At 65.5% G+C, this 12,972-nt stretch carries 13 protein-coding genes; 1 reads left to right on the top strand and 12 read right to left on the bottom strand.

Annotated elements, in window-relative coordinates; genetic code table 11:
* Positions 1–2 precede the first annotated feature (2 nt).
* From nuoE to ACFMPD_RS03280, 7 genes are all read right to left on the bottom strand, one after another.
* A complete protein-coding gene (nuoE, locus tag ACFMPD_RS03310) occupies positions 3–1,082 on the bottom strand; it encodes an NADH-quinone oxidoreductase subunit NuoE (RefSeq protein WP_380991785.1) in 1,080 nt (359 codons plus the stop codon).
* Positions 1,082–1,642: a hypothetical protein gene (locus tag ACFMPD_RS03305; protein WP_380991783.1), complete on the bottom strand. Its 561-nt coding sequence runs from the start codon at positions 1,640–1,642 to the stop codon at positions 1,082–1,084. The genes nuoE and ACFMPD_RS03305 overlap by 1 nt, the downstream gene beginning before the upstream one ends.
* The gene (locus ACFMPD_RS03300; protein ID WP_380991781.1) at positions 1,639–2,856 is read right to left on the bottom strand and encodes an NADH-quinone oxidoreductase subunit D; all 1,218 of its coding nucleotides are present in this window, start codon (positions 2,854–2,856) and stop codon (positions 1,639–1,641) included. Before ACFMPD_RS03300 ends, ACFMPD_RS03305 begins: the two co-directional genes overlap by 4 nt.
* 122 nt (positions 2,857–2,978) lie before the next feature.
* On the bottom strand, positions 2,979–3,152 hold the full coding sequence (locus ACFMPD_RS03295; protein ID WP_380991779.1) for a hypothetical protein: 174 nt from the start codon (positions 3,150–3,152) through the stop codon (positions 2,979–2,981).
* Positions 3,152–3,757 (bottom strand): NADH-quinone oxidoreductase subunit C, encoded by a 606-nt coding sequence (locus tag ACFMPD_RS03290; RefSeq protein ID WP_380991777.1) that lies wholly within the window; start codon positions 3,755–3,757, stop codon positions 3,152–3,154. The genes ACFMPD_RS03295 and ACFMPD_RS03290 overlap by 1 nt, the downstream gene beginning before the upstream one ends.
* Before the next feature lie 24 nt (positions 3,758–3,781).
* Complete coding sequence (locus ACFMPD_RS03285) at positions 3,782–4,312, bottom strand: NuoB/complex I 20 kDa subunit family protein (protein WP_380991775.1); 531 nt, start codon at positions 4,310–4,312, stop codon at positions 3,782–3,784.
* Complete coding sequence (locus tag ACFMPD_RS03280; RefSeq protein WP_380992303.1) at positions 4,303–4,668, bottom strand: NADH-quinone oxidoreductase subunit A; 366 nt, start codon at positions 4,666–4,668, stop codon at positions 4,303–4,305. The genes ACFMPD_RS03285 and ACFMPD_RS03280 overlap by 10 nt, the downstream gene beginning before the upstream one ends.
* Positions 4,669–5,007: 339 nt before the next feature.
* Here ACFMPD_RS03280 and ACFMPD_RS03275 point away from each other — a divergent pair, with 339 nt between their 5' ends.
* Entirely contained in the window at positions 5,008–6,066 is a 1,059-nt protein-coding gene (locus ACFMPD_RS03275; protein ID WP_380991773.1) for an NAD(P)H-dependent flavin oxidoreductase, read from the top strand.
* 10 nt (positions 6,067–6,076) lie between these two features.
* On the opposite strand, the gene ACFMPD_RS03270 is transcribed toward ACFMPD_RS03275, so the two are convergent.
* From ACFMPD_RS03270 to ACFMPD_RS03250, 5 genes are all read right to left on the bottom strand, one after another.
* Complete coding sequence (locus tag ACFMPD_RS03270) at positions 6,077–6,859, bottom strand: crotonase/enoyl-CoA hydratase family protein (protein ID WP_380991771.1); 783 nt, start codon at positions 6,857–6,859, stop codon at positions 6,077–6,079.
* A complete protein-coding gene (locus tag ACFMPD_RS03265; RefSeq protein WP_380991769.1) occupies positions 6,859–7,716 on the bottom strand; it encodes a hydroxymethylglutaryl-CoA lyase in 858 nt (285 codons plus the stop codon). Before ACFMPD_RS03265 ends, ACFMPD_RS03270 begins: the two co-directional genes overlap by 1 nt.
* 82 nt (positions 7,717–7,798) lie before the next feature.
* Positions 7,799–9,736: an acetyl/propionyl/methylcrotonyl-CoA carboxylase subunit alpha gene (locus ACFMPD_RS03260; protein ID WP_380991767.1), complete on the bottom strand. Its 1,938-nt coding sequence runs from the start codon at positions 9,734–9,736 to the stop codon at positions 7,799–7,801.
* A 90-nt stretch (positions 9,737–9,826) separates the two neighbouring features.
* The gene (locus tag ACFMPD_RS03255) at positions 9,827–11,431 is read right to left on the bottom strand and encodes a carboxyl transferase domain-containing protein (RefSeq protein ID WP_380991765.1); all 1,605 of its coding nucleotides are present in this window, start codon (positions 11,429–11,431) and stop codon (positions 9,827–9,829) included.
* A complete protein-coding gene (locus ACFMPD_RS03250) occupies positions 11,428–12,969 on the bottom strand; it encodes an AMP-binding protein (RefSeq protein ID WP_380991763.1) in 1,542 nt (513 codons plus the stop codon). The genes ACFMPD_RS03255 and ACFMPD_RS03250 overlap by 4 nt, the downstream gene beginning before the upstream one ends.
* Positions 12,970–12,972 lie beyond the last annotated feature (3 nt).

Raw genomic sequence — 12,972 nt, 5'->3', positions numbered from 1 at the left:
GCTCAGTCCTGGCTTTCGCCGTTCTTGGCGCGTTGGGAAAATTCGGTCTCGGCGCCACTGGCCAGCACCTTTGCCTGAGCCACCCATTCGTCCCGGCTGACGCGGCCCTTGAAGCCGACCAGATTCTCGTCTGCCCATGCCACTTCGGCCGGCCCCCAGGCCGCGATCTGGTCAAAGTGATAGATGCCGATGCCGTTCAGCATTTCCTCCAGCTTTGGCCCGACGCCCTTGATCAGTTTCAGATCGTCGGCCTTGCCATCACGCGCCGCATCCAGCCGCGGCGGCATCGCCCCCTCTTCTGCGGGGGCGGGTGCTGGCGCTGCCTCGGGCGCCTCGGCTTCGGGTGCAGCGGGTTTCGAGCTGCTGTTGGCGGCATCCCTGCGCCAGGGCGTCAGCAGCGGCACTTCGGTGCCGTCGATCCGTTTCACCGTATCGCCGATATCCACGGCCAGCTGAACACTGGCGTTGTATTGGGTGCGCCCGCTTTCATATTCGGACAGGCTGGTCAGCCCGCTGAGGGGCTCGGATGTGTAACGGCCGTTCTGCGGACCCGGCACCGGAACCTTTCCGGCCGCCAACTCGTCCAGAATCTCGGCAAAACGCGCGGCGGTCAGGTCCTCGTAATAATCCTTGCCGATCTGCGCCATCGGGGCGTTGGAACACGACCCCAGACATTCCACCTCTTCCCAGCTGAATTTGCCATCGGCGCTGAGCTGGTGCGGCGCGGCGGCGATCTTGTCCTGACAGACCGCCATCAGATCCTCGGCACCGCAGATCATGCAGGACGTGGTACCGCAAATCTGCACATGCGCAACGCTGCCGACCGGCTGCAGCTGGAACATAAAGTAGAAACTGGCCACCTCGAGCGCCCGGATATAGGCCATGCCCAGCATGTCGGCGATATGCTCGATGGCCGGCCGCGTCAGCCAACCCTCTTGCTCTTGTGCCCGCCACAGCAGCGGGATGATCGCACTTGCCTGGCGACCCTCGGGATATTTGCTGATCTGACCTTCGGCCCAGGCCAGGTTGTCCGGGGTGAACTCGAATGTTTCAGGCTGTTCAGCATGAAGACGTCGCAACATCAGGCTTTTCCTTCCGCAACCAGGCGACAGCCGGTAAACACCGAATACTGCGCACCCAGAAAATCACTCAACGTGGCCATCACCCCGTCGATTTCCTTGTCCATCTTGTCCTGCCCGATCCGGGCCGGCACGATATCTAACAGCCGCTTGGAAAGCCCGCGCAGCTGCTGGGCCAGAAAGGCCCGGTGTTTGTCCAGATCGCTCAGGATCGAGGCCTTGAACAACCCGCTTTCCAGCGCGTTCAGGCGCGGCACGACCGTGTCCTGTAACCGCCGCATTCCCGCCGCATCCGCGACCTCGATGCGGGGCGGCCAGACCTCGTCGATCCCCATGCCCGGGGCGGCGCGGCGCAATTCCGTGTCCAGCACCGCGGCGGCGTCGAAATTGTCAAAGCAGATATCCAGCTTTTTCTCCAGCAGACGGGTCTCGCTGGAGTCGACGAACTGCACCCGCGCGTACCACGCCTGCACCGCCACGAACACCGCAGCGACCAGCGTCGAACCGGCCAGCAGGATGTTGGAATGGCTGCGTTTCGCAGATTGGGCGGGGCGGCGTGTCACCTGTCGATCTCTCCAAAGACCACGTCCATCGTGCCGATGATCGCCGCCACATCGGCCAGCTGGTGACCGCCCGCGACATGGTCCATCGCCTGCAGGTGCAAAAAGCCCGGCGCGCGGATTTTACTGCGATAGGGTTTGTTGGTGCCGTCCGCCACCAGATAGACACCGAACTCGCCCTTGGGCGCCTCGACCGCGGCATAGACCTCGCCGGCAGGCACGTGAAAGCCCTCGGTATACAGCTTGAAGTGGTGGATCAGGCTTTCCATCGAGGTTTTCATATCGCTGCGCGCCGGCGGCGTGATCTTGCCGCGCGCCAGCACGTCGCCCTGCCCTTCGGGTTCGCGCATCTTGGCGATTGCCTGCTGGATGATGCTGAGCGACTGGCGCATCTCTTCCATGCGCACCAGATAGCGGTCATAGCAGTCGCCGTTCTTGCCGATCGGAATCTGAAAGTCGAACTCGTCGTAGCATTCATAGGGCTGGCTGCGCCGCAGATCCCAGGCCAGACCCGAGCCGCGCACCATCACCCCGGAAAAGCCGTAATTCTGGATGTCCTCTTCGGTGACGATGCCGATATCGGCATTGCGCTGCTTGAAAATGCGGTTCTCGGTCAAGAGCCCGTCGATATCGTCCATCACGCGCGGGAAATCATGGCTCCAGGCCTCGATGTCGTCCAGCAGGGCATCGGGCAGATCCTGGTGCACGCCGCCGGGCCGGAAATAGGCCGCATGCAGGCGCGCGCCGCAGGCCCGCTCGTAAAAGATCATCAGCTTTTCGCGCTCTTCGAACCCCCACAATGGCGGCGTCAGCGCGCCCACGTCCATCGCCTGGGTGGTGATGTTCAGCAGGTGGTTCAGAATGCGGCCGATTTCCGAGTACAGGACCCGGATCAGCGAGCCGCGCCGCGGCACTACGGTGCCGGTCAGCTTTTCGATGGCCAGACACCAGGCGTGTTCCTGATTCATCGGCGCCACATAGTCCAGCCGGTCGAAATAAGGCAGGTTCTGCAGATAGGTCCGGCTTTCCATCAGCTTTTCGGTGCCGCGATGCAAAAGGCCGATATGCGGATCACAGCGCTCGACGATCTCGCCATCCAGCTCCAGCACCAGCCGCAGCACGCCGTGCGCCGCCGGGTGCTGAGGCCCGAAATTGATGTTGAAATTGCGAATCTTCTGTTCGCCCGTCAGGGCGTCGTCGAATTTCGAGCCGTCCATTTAGCGTGCCTCCACAAGATGGGAAAATCTTGTTCCACTGAATTTCGTATACATGTCTGCCGCTGCCGCTTGTGTCAGCCGCGCCGTCGCCGGGTCCAAATTTTCCGTCCAGAACGGCGCCATCACAGCTTCTCCAGCTCTTGCAGTTTCAGCCCCATCCACCACAGCAACGCGATGGTTCCGAACGGGACCAGACAGGCCGCAGCCCAGTATTTGTTGATGCCAAAGAACGGCAGCAGCTTGACCATCGGGATCGCCGTCAGCGCCGACAGGACAAGCCACCAAAGGCCGCCCATTACTTGGCCTCCGGCTTCTCATCCCCCGGCAGGATGTACTCGGCGCCCTCCCAGGGGCTCATGAAATCGAACTGCCGGTATTCCTGCACCAGCGACACCGGTTCGTAGACCACGCGCTTTTCCGCCTCGTCATACCGCACCTCGGTATAGCCCGTGGTCGGGAAGTCCTTGCGCAGCGGATGACCGCGGAACCCGTAATCGGTCAGGATGCGGCGCAGATCCGGGTGGCCCGAAAACAGAACGCCGAACATGTCGAACACTTCGCGTTCGAACCAGTTGGCGCTGGGATGTACCGACACGATCGAGGGCACCATGTCATCCTCGCGCACGCTGACACGCAGGCGGATACGGTGGTTCTGGTACATCGACAGGAAATGATAGACCACGTCGAACCGCTTGGCCCGCTCGGGATAGTCGACACCGGTGATATCGACCAGAGACGAGAACCGGCAGGTCGAATCCGACTTTAGGAACTCGACAAATCCGACGATATTGGCCGGGGTCACATCGACATTCAGCTCGCCATGGGACACGTCCCAGCCCAGCACGCAATCGGGGCGTTTCAGCTCGATATGCGCCCCCAGTTCCTTCAGCGCTTCACTCATGTGTCATCTCCATCGGCGCGCGCATCATCGCACGATCGTCCCTGTGCGGCGGATTTTGCGCTGCAACTGCATCAGCCCGTACAACAGCGCCTCGGCGGTCGGCGGGCAGCCCGGCACATAGACATCCACCGGCACCACGCGGTCGCAGCCGCGCACCACCGAATAGCTGTAATGGTAATAGCCGCCGCCATTGGCGCAGCTGCCCATGCTCAGCACATAACGCGGCTCGGGCATCTGGTCATAGACCTTGCGCAGCGCCGGGGCCATCTTGTTGGTCAGGGTGCCGGCCACGATCATCAGGTCGGACTGACGCGGCGAGGCCCTGGGCGCGATGCCGAACCGTTCCGCATCATAGCGTGGCATCGAGGTGTGCATCATCTCGACGGCGCAGCAGGCCAGACCAAAGGTCATCCAGTGCAAGGACCCGGTGCGGGCCCAGTTGATGATGTCCTCGGTCGAGGTCATCAGAAAGCCCTTGTCCTGCAATTCGGCGTTCAGGGCCCGGGTGGCAACTTCGCGGTCGGCACCGGCGGTGTTTCCGGTTGCTACTCCCATTCCATCGCTCCCTTCTTCCACTCATAGGCAAAGCCGATGGTCAGGACGGCCAGGAACGCCATCATCGACCAGAACCCGGCCATGCTGACATCCTTGAAGGCCACGGCCCACGGGAACAGAAAGGCGATTTCCAGGTCGAAGATGATGAACAGGATCGACACCAGATAGAACCGGACATCGAATTTCATCCGCGCGTCGTCGAACGCGTTGAACCCGCACTCATAGGCACTGACTTTTTCGGGATCCGGATTGCGCACGGCCAGGATGACGGCGGCCAGGATCAGAACGATTCCCAGACCGGCGGCAACGGCCAGAAACACCAGGATCGGGAGGTATTCCCGCAACATCTCTTCCACGAGCGGCTCCTTGAACTGCAGCACGCAACTTGTTGCGCGCCTTCAATTGGCGTGTTGACTCACAGATTGTCTACTTGGGTCGACCCAGAGGGTCAACCGAGGGAACTTGTCACAGGGCGACCGAATCGCCGCAGGCGGCGCCCGGAGGGCCAGGACCCGCGCTGGCGCGTCCACAGCCCGCCAAATTAGGGCCCGCCACGCCCCCGGCCCTCCGCAAAGCCGGACGGCGCGCAGACCTTGCCGCCACATGCCGGATCCGGCGCCCCGATGGCACCGCCTTGACCGGGCCTTACGGGCATGGCTCCATGCCGGCACTGCCCCGCCGCAAAGGAATTCGCCATGCATCCCTGTCTGACCCGCGCCCGATCCTTCACCTTGGAACTGGGAATTGAAACGCCGCTTCTGCTGGCTCCGATGGCCGGTGCCTGCCCTGTGCCGTTATCGGCGGCGGTGGCCGCGGCCGGCGGGCTGGGGGCCTGTGGTGCGCTGCTGATGCCCCCTGATCAGATCACCGACTGGGCCCGGCGGATGCGGGCCACGTCCAATGGCGGGTTTCAGATGAACCTCTGGATTCCCGATCCCGCCCCAGCCCGCAACCCGGCACACGAAGCCGAAATGCGGGCCCACCTGGCACAATGGGGACCCGACGTGCCCGCCGAGGCCGCCGATGTGCCGTTGCAGGATTTCCATGCCCAGTGTCAGGCCATGCTGCAGGCCGGGCCAACTGCGATATCGTCGATCATGGGGCTGTATCCGCCGGACTTTGTTGCCCAGATGAAAGCCAGGGGAATCAAGTGGTTCGCCAATGCCACGACCGTGGCCGAGGCGCGCGCCGCCGAAGCGGCCGGTGCCGATGTCATCATCGCCCAGGGGATGGAGGCCGGCGGCCATCGCGGCGCCTTTGAGGCCGCCGATGCGGCCACCGCCATGGTCGGGCTGTTCGCCCTGTTGCCCGCCGTGGTCGATGCGGTCTCGCTGCCGGTCGTCGCCACCGGCGGCATCGCCGATGCCCGCGGCATCGCCGCCGCCCTGTTGCTGGGGGCGTCAGGCGTGCAGATCGGCACCGGGTTCCTGCGCACGCCCGAAGCCCAGATCGCGCCGGTCTGGGCGGACGCCATAGGCCGAGCCGCCCCCGAAGACACCATCGCCACAGCCGCGTTTTCCGGCCGCCTTGGCCGGTCGATCCGCACCGCCTATACGACGGCGGACGCCCCTGACCCCGCGCCCTATCCGGTGCAGCGGGCGCTGACCGCGCCGATGCGGGCGGCTGCGGTGCAGGCCGGAAATATCGACGCCATGCAGGCCTGGGCCGGCCAGTCGGCCCGCTTGGCACAGGCAGAACCCGCCGACCAGCTGACCGCGCGGCTGTGGCGGGACGCCTGCGCACTGCTGGCCTAGGCCGGCACGCTCAGGACATCCAATTGGCCTTGCGCTTGTCGAAAAACGCACCGATGCCTTCGGCGGCCTCGTCGGTTTCCCAGCGCGACACCAGAGCCCGGATCGTGTGATCGATCGAGTCCTCGTCCACGGTCGAGGCCAGATCCCGGATCAGTTGTTTGGCCGAGGCCACCGCCCCCGGCGCGCAGGACAGATAGGGCACCACTTCGCGCTCGACCGCCGCGTCGAGATCGCCCGCAGGCACGATTCGCGCCAACAGCCCCAGATCGACCGCCTCGGCGGCATCGAACAACCGCGCCGACATGAACACGCGGCGCGCCCGCGCCTCGCCCATGCGGGCGACGACATAGGGACCGATGGTCGCCGGGATCAGGCCCAGCCGGGTTTCGGTCAGCCCCATCTTGACGTGATCGGCGCCGATCGCCACGTCGCAGACGCTGACTAGCCCCAGGCCGCCACCAAAGGCGTTGCCCTGCACGGCGCCGATCACCGGTTTCGGCAGATTGTTCAACGCCCCCAGCATCTCGGCCAGCTTGCGCGCCTCGCGATAGCGGGTCTCGCCGTCGGCGGCCATCTGCGCCTGCATCCAGCCCAGATCGCCGCCGGCGCAGAACGATTTACCCTCGGCCGTCAGGATCACAACGCGGATCGCCTCATCGGCTGCGATCCGCGCCGCCGCCGCCGTCAGTTCGGCGATCATCTCGGCGGACATGGCATTGTGCTTGTCCACGCGTGTCAAGGTCAGCCGCGCCACCCCGCGCGCATCGGTCTGCAGTGAAATCGTCTGGTACATCACGCACCCTCCCGCATTTTCCGCGCCATGTCGGCGGCTTCGTGAATGATGGCCATGTCCAGCCCGGTGTCATAACCCAACCGCTGCAAATGCTCGGCCACCGCCTCGGTGGCGACATTGCCGCTGGCGCCGGGGGCATAGGGACAGCCGCCCAGACCGCCCACCGCGGCATCGAACACCCGCACGCCCAGCGCCAGGGACGCATCGATATTGGCCAGCGCCCGGCCGGCGGTATCGTGGTAATGCCCGGCCAGCCGCCCGGCCGGCACCACATCGCGCACCGCCATCAGCATCCGCGCGATGCTGTCGGGCGTCGCCTGTCCGATCGTGTCGCCCAGCGAGATCTCGTAGCAGCCCCGCGCAAACAGGGTATCCGCCAGTTCCGCCACCTTGTCCGGCGGTGTCGGCCCGTCGAACGGGCAGTCGGTGACGCAGGAGATATACCCCCGCACCGGCAGGTCCACGTGCCGCGCGGCCTCGAGGATCGGGTTGAAGCGCTCGATGCTTTCGGCAATGGTCGCGTTCAAATTGGCCTTGGAGAACCCTTCGCTGGCCGACGCGAAAATCGCGATCTCGTCCGCCCCGGCCAGACGCGCATCGTCATAGCCGCGCATGTTCGGAGTCAGCGCGGCATAGCGCACGCCAGGCGCGCGGCTGATCCCGGCCAGAACCTCGGCGCTGCCCGCCATCTGCGGCACCCATTTCGGCGACACGAAACTGGCCACCTCGATGCGCGAAAATCCGGCGCGGCTGAGGCAGTCGACCAGCGCCACCTTTTCGGCCACCGGAATCTGGCGTTTCTCGTTCTGCAGACCGTCCCGCGGCCCGACTTCGAAGATTTCGACCCGTTCGCCCATGGCATCGGCCCCCTTGCTCGTTTCAGCTCAAATCGTCGCAAATCCCGACCCGCGCCGGCGGCGCAGATCGGAAATCTTTGGCTCAGGCCTCTTCCGGTTCCAGCCGCACCAGCGCGGCGCCGGCCTCGACCTGCGATCCGGCGCCGGCCAGCACCTCGGCCACCACCCCGTCACGCGCGGCCAGCAGGCTATGTTCCATCTTCATCGCTTCGAGCACCGCCAGGCGGTCGCCCTCGGAGACGGCCTGGCCGACCTCGGCAAAGACCGCCTTGACCAGCCCCGGCATCGGCGCCTCGATCAGGTTGCCGTCGCCGACCGCGCCGGCGGCGCGTTCCAGCGGATCGATGACATCAAAGGCCAGGCCATAGCCGTCAAACACCGTCACCACGCCCTGGGCCATCGCCACATCCGGCATCACGGTGCCGCCGACCCGCCAGCGCCCGCCGATACGTTCGGCAACCACTTCTTGCCCATCGACGGTCCAGACCTGCCGGTCCGGCCCCTCGGCGCGCATCAACAGATCGCAGGGATCGCCCTGCCAGGCCAGGCTGACCGTGTGCACCAGCGGTTCCCACAGGGTGAACCCGCTGTCCCAGTCGCCGTCCAGAACATCCAGCGCCCGCATGCCCGCCGCGACCATGTGGCGTGGCTCGGGTGCCGGGGGCTCCACCAGGCTGTCCAGATCGCGGGCAATCAGCCCGGTATCGACGTCGCCGGCGGAAAATTCGGCGTGCCGCGCCAGGGCGCCCAGAAAGGCCAGGTTGGTCACGGTGCCGCCGACCTGGGTCTGTTCCAGCGCCCGGTCCAGCCGCGCCAACGCGACGGCGCGGGTCGGCCCGTGCACCGTGACCTTGGAGATCATCGGGTCGTACCAGGGGGAAATCGTGTCGCCGGCGCGCACGCCGCTGTCGGCGCGGCAGCCGGCCGGGAACACCAGATGGGTCAGCGTTCCGGTGGCCGGCAAAAAGCCCTTGGGTACGTCCTCGGCATAGAGCCGCGCCTCGAAGGAATGGCCGGTGATCGTCAACTGGTCCTGCGTGCAGGGCAGCGGCTCGCCGGACGCGACCCGTAACTGCCATTCCACCAGGTCGACCCCGGTGATTGCTTCGGTCACCGGATGCTCGACCTGCAGGCGGGTGTTCATTTCCATGAACCAGAACCGGTCGGGCCGCAGCCCATCCGAGCCGTCGACGATGAATTCGACGGTGCCGGCGCCGGAATAGCCGATGGCCTCGGCGGCCCGCACGCCGGCCTGCCCCATCGCCGCGCGGGTCTCTGCGGTCATGCCCGGCGCCGGTGCCTCTTCGATGACTTTCTGGTGGCGGCGCTGCAGCGAGCAGTCGCGTTCGAACAGATGCACCGCATGGGTCCCGTCGCCAAAGACCTGCACCTCGATATGGCGCGGCTTGGTGATGTATTTCTCGACCAGCACGTCGTCGTTGCCAAAGGCGGTCTTGGCCTCGCTGCGGGCGCTGGCCAGGGCGGCGGCGAAATCCGCGGGTTTCTCGACCAGGCGCATGCCCTTGCCGCCGCCGCCGGCCACCGCCTTGATCAGCACCGGATAGCCGATGGTATCGGCGGCCCCGGACAGGTGCTCGTCATCCTGATTTTCGCCGTGATAGCCGGGCACGACCGGTACGCCGGCCTCTTCCATCAGTTTCTTGGCGGCGTCTTTCAGGCCCATCTTGCGGATCGCGTCGCCCGAGGGACCGATAAAGGTCAGACCGGCGGCCTCGACCAGATCGACGAAATCCGGGTTCTCGGAGAGAAAGCCGTAACCCGGATGGATCGCCTGGGCGCCGGTGTCCAGCGCCGCCTCGATGATCACGTCGCCGCGCAGGTAGCTGTCGGCCGGGGCGGGTCCGCCGATATGCACGGCCAGGTCGGCCATCTGCACGTGTTTCGCGCCGGCATCGGCGTCGGAATAGACCGCCACGCAACGGACCCCCATGGCCTGTGCGGTTTCCATCACCCGGCAGGCGATCTCGCCCCGGTTGGCTATCAGGATCGTGTCAAACATCTGTGTATTCCTTTCTTGAACCGGCGGAACCGGGGGCTGCCTGCCCCCGGACCCCCGGGGATATTTCCGGCAAGAGGAAGAGGGGGTGGCTCACATCCGGAACACGCCGAACCGGGTGTCGTCGATGGGCGCGTTCAGGGCGGCGCTGAGCGACAGGGCCAGCACGTCGCGGGATTTGCGCGGGTCGATCACGCCATCGTCCCAGAGCCGGGCGCTGGCATAGAGCGGGTGCGACTGTTCCTCGAACATCTCGATGGTGGGGCGCTTGAACTCGGCCTCCTCTTCGGCCGACCAGACATCGCCGCCGCGTTCGATGGCGTCGCGCTTGACCGTCGCCAGAACCCCGGCGGCCTGTTCGCCGCCCATCACCGAGATGCGCGAGTTCGGCCAGGTCCACAGGAAACGCGGCTGGTAGGCGCGCCCGGCCATGCCGTAATTGCCGGCCCCGAACGAGCCACCGACCAGCATGGTGATCTTGGGCACATTGGTGCTGGCCACCGCCGTCACCATCTTGGCGCCGTGGCGCGCGATGCCTTCGTTTTCGTATTTGCGCCCGACCATGAAGCCGGTGATGTTCTGCAAAAACAGCAGCGGGATCTTGCGCTGGCTGCACAGTTCGACAAAATGCGCGCCCTTCTGCGCCGCCTCGGAGAACAGCACGCCGTTATTGGCGACGATGCCGACCGGGCAGCCCTTGAGATGGGCAAAGCCGGTGACCAGGGTTTCGCCGAACCGCGGCTTGAACTCGTCAAACCGGCTGCCGTCGACCAGGCGCGCGATCACCTCGCGGATGTCGTAAGGGGTGCGCAGGTCGCCGGGCACCACGCCCAGCAGTTCGTCCGGATCATAGGCCGGCTCTTCCGGGCTTTGCCATTGCACCGTGTCCGGTTTGCCACGGTTCAGCTGCGCCACCGCGCGCCGCGCCAGCGCCAGCGCATGGGCATCGTCCTCGGCCAGATAGTCGGCCACGCCCGAGAGGCGGGTATGCACGTCGCCGCCGCCCAGATCCTCGGCCGTGACCACCTCGCCGGTGGCGGCCTTGACCAGCGGCGGGCCGGCCAGAAAGATGGTGCCCTGTTCGCGCACGATGATGGTGACGTCGGACATTGCCGGCACATAGGCGCCGCCGGCGGTGCACGAACCCATCACCACCGCGATCTGCGGGATGCCCTTGGCGCTCATCCGCGCCTGGTTGTAGAAGATCCGGCCGAAATGGTCGCGATCCGGAAACACCTCGTCCTGGTTGGGCAGATTGGCGCCGCCGCTATCCACCAGATAGATGCAGGGCAGGTTGCATTCCTCGGCGATCTCCTGGGCGCGCAGGTGTTTCTTGACGGTCATCGGGTAATAGGTGCCGCCCTTGACGGTGGCATCGTTGCAGACCACCATCACCTCCTGGCCATGCACCCGGCCGATGCCGGCAATGACCCCGGCGCCGGGGGCAGCGTCGTCATACATGCCATGCGCCGCGGTGGCGCCGATTTCCAGAAACGGGCTGCCGGAATCCAGCAGGTTGGCCACCCGGCGGCGCGGCAGCATCTTGCCGCGTTCCTCGTGACGTGCGCGGGATTTCTCGCCGCCGCCCATGCGCGCCGCATGCGCTGCGGCACGGATGGTTTCCAGCGCTTCCAGATGCGCTGCACGGTTCTGTTTGAATCCGTCCGAGGACGGGAGCGCGCTTGATGTCAGTTTCACTGGTCAGCCTCCTGTTCCGCCGCCGCGCGGCGCTTGAGTTCCTTGCGGATCACCTTGCCAGTCACGGTTGTAGGCAAAGTTTCTAGAAATGTTATTTCTCTTGGATAAGAATGGGTTGCGAGCCGCTCCTTGACAAAACTCTGAAGCGAATCGGCGGCCGCGCTGGCCCCCGGTTTCAACACCACATAGGCCTTGACGATCTGGGTCCTGAGCGGGTCCGGCTTGCCCACGACACCGACCGTCGCCACCGCCGGATGGGTCAGCAGACAATCCTCGACCTCGGCCGGACCGATACGGTATCCCGACGACGTGATCACGTCGTCCTCGCGACCGACAAAGCGCAGAAAACCATCCTGCCAGATGCCGCGATCGCCGGTCATCATCCAGTCGCCACGAAACTTGGCGACCGTCTCGTCCGGACGCCGCCAGTATTCCAGCATCATGCTGGCCGAGCCGCGCCGCACCGCCACTTCGCCCTCATCCTCGGTGGGCCGGCCGTCATCGTCCAGAACCGCCACCACATGTCCCGGCACGGGTTTGCCGATACAGCCCGGGCGGGCCGGAAAATCGGCTCCGCAGGCGGACACAACCATGTTGCATTCGGTCTGACCGTAGAATTCGTTGATCGACAGGCCAAAGGCGCTGCGTCCCCAGTCCAGCATCTTGGCGCCCAGCGGCTCGCCGCCCGTGGCAACCGAACGCAGGCTGGGCAATTCGGTCCCCGCCGCCTTGAGCATCCTGAGCGCCGTCGGCGGAAAGAACACGTTGCGCACATCGCCGCGCGCCAGGATGTCGGCACAGCTGTCGGGCCGGAACTTGTCCTGCCGCGCCGATACCACGGGCACCCCCAGCGCCAGCCCGCTCATCACCACATCGAACAGGCCGCCGATCCAGGCCCAGTCGGCGGGGGTCCACAGACAGTCGCCGGGCTGGCCCAGATGGTCATGGCTGAGCGCCACACCGGGCAGATGCCCGGTCAGCACGCGGTGAGCATGCAGCGCGCCCTTGGCGGCGCCGGTCGTGCCGCTGGTATAGATCAATACCGCCGGGTCGTCGGGCCTGGTCTCGGCAAAGGCGATCTCCGGGCCGTCCTCGTCGACCATATCGGCCAGCAGCGGCACCGCCAGATCGCCCAGCGAGTCGGCCCCCTCGCCATCGGTCAGAACCAGTTGCAATCCGGAATCCGATATCCGTGCCTGCAGGGCATCTCGCTTGAACAACTTGAACAAGGGCACTGATATGGCGCCTATTTTCCAGATTGCCAGATGCGCGGCAGCACACCAGGGTGACTGGCTGAGCAGCACACCAACACGATCTCCGCGCGCGACCTGGCCTTGCACAAGCCGGTGCGCCAGCCCGTCCACCATGCGCGACAACCGCGCCACGGCGATGTCACGGCGCACGCCACCGGTCAGATCAACGATCGCGACCCGGTCCGGCGGGCCCGACAGGCATTGCGCGGCCATGTTCAGCCGATCCGGCAGGTGCCAGTCGAACCCGTCGGGTGTTTCGGTTGGCAGGAGTGCGGGTGCGGCCATGTC

The organism is Sedimentitalea sediminis, assembly GCF_042687825.1.
Lineage (GTDB): Bacteria > Pseudomonadota > Alphaproteobacteria > Rhodobacterales > Rhodobacteraceae > Sedimentitalea.
The sequence above is the reverse complement of the archived record's forward strand: the minus strand, read 5'-3'. Positions and strand labels throughout refer to the sequence as shown.

Excerpts from the sequence above, each read along its gene's own strand:
- ACFMPD_RS03270 (WP_380991771.1), bottom strand. The coding sequence starts at position 6,859 with ATGTACCAGACGATTTCACTGCAGACCGATGCGCGCGGGGTGGCGCGG.
- ACFMPD_RS03285 (WP_380991775.1), bottom strand. The coding sequence starts at position 4,312 with ATGGGAGTAGCAACCGGAAACACCGCCGGTGCCGACCGCGAAGTTGCC.
- ACFMPD_RS03290 (WP_380991777.1), bottom strand. The coding sequence starts at position 3,757 with ATGAGTGAAGCGCTGAAGGAACTGGGGGCGCATATCGAGCTGAAACGC.
- ACFMPD_RS03275 (WP_380991773.1), top strand. The coding sequence starts at position 5,008 with ATGCATCCCTGTCTGACCCGCGCCCGATCCTTCACCTTGGAACTGGGA.
- ACFMPD_RS03250 (WP_380991763.1), bottom strand. The coding sequence starts at position 12,969 with ATGGCCGCACCCGCACTCCTGCCAACCGAAACACCCGACGGGTTCGAC.
- ACFMPD_RS03300 (WP_380991781.1), bottom strand. The coding sequence starts at position 2,856 with ATGGACGGCTCGAAATTCGACGACGCCCTGACGGGCGAACAGAAGATT.
- ACFMPD_RS03295 (WP_380991779.1), bottom strand. The coding sequence starts at position 3,152 with ATGGGCGGCCTTTGGTGGCTTGTCCTGTCGGCGCTGACGGCGATCCCG.
- nuoE (WP_380991785.1), bottom strand. The coding sequence starts at position 1,082 with ATGTTGCGACGTCTTCATGCTGAACAGCCTGAAACATTCGAGTTCACC.
- ACFMPD_RS03265 (WP_380991769.1), bottom strand. The coding sequence starts at position 7,716 with ATGGGCGAACGGGTCGAAATCTTCGAAGTCGGGCCGCGGGACGGTCTG.
- ACFMPD_RS03260 (WP_380991767.1), bottom strand. The coding sequence starts at position 9,736 with ATGTTTGACACGATCCTGATAGCCAACCGGGGCGAGATCGCCTGCCGG.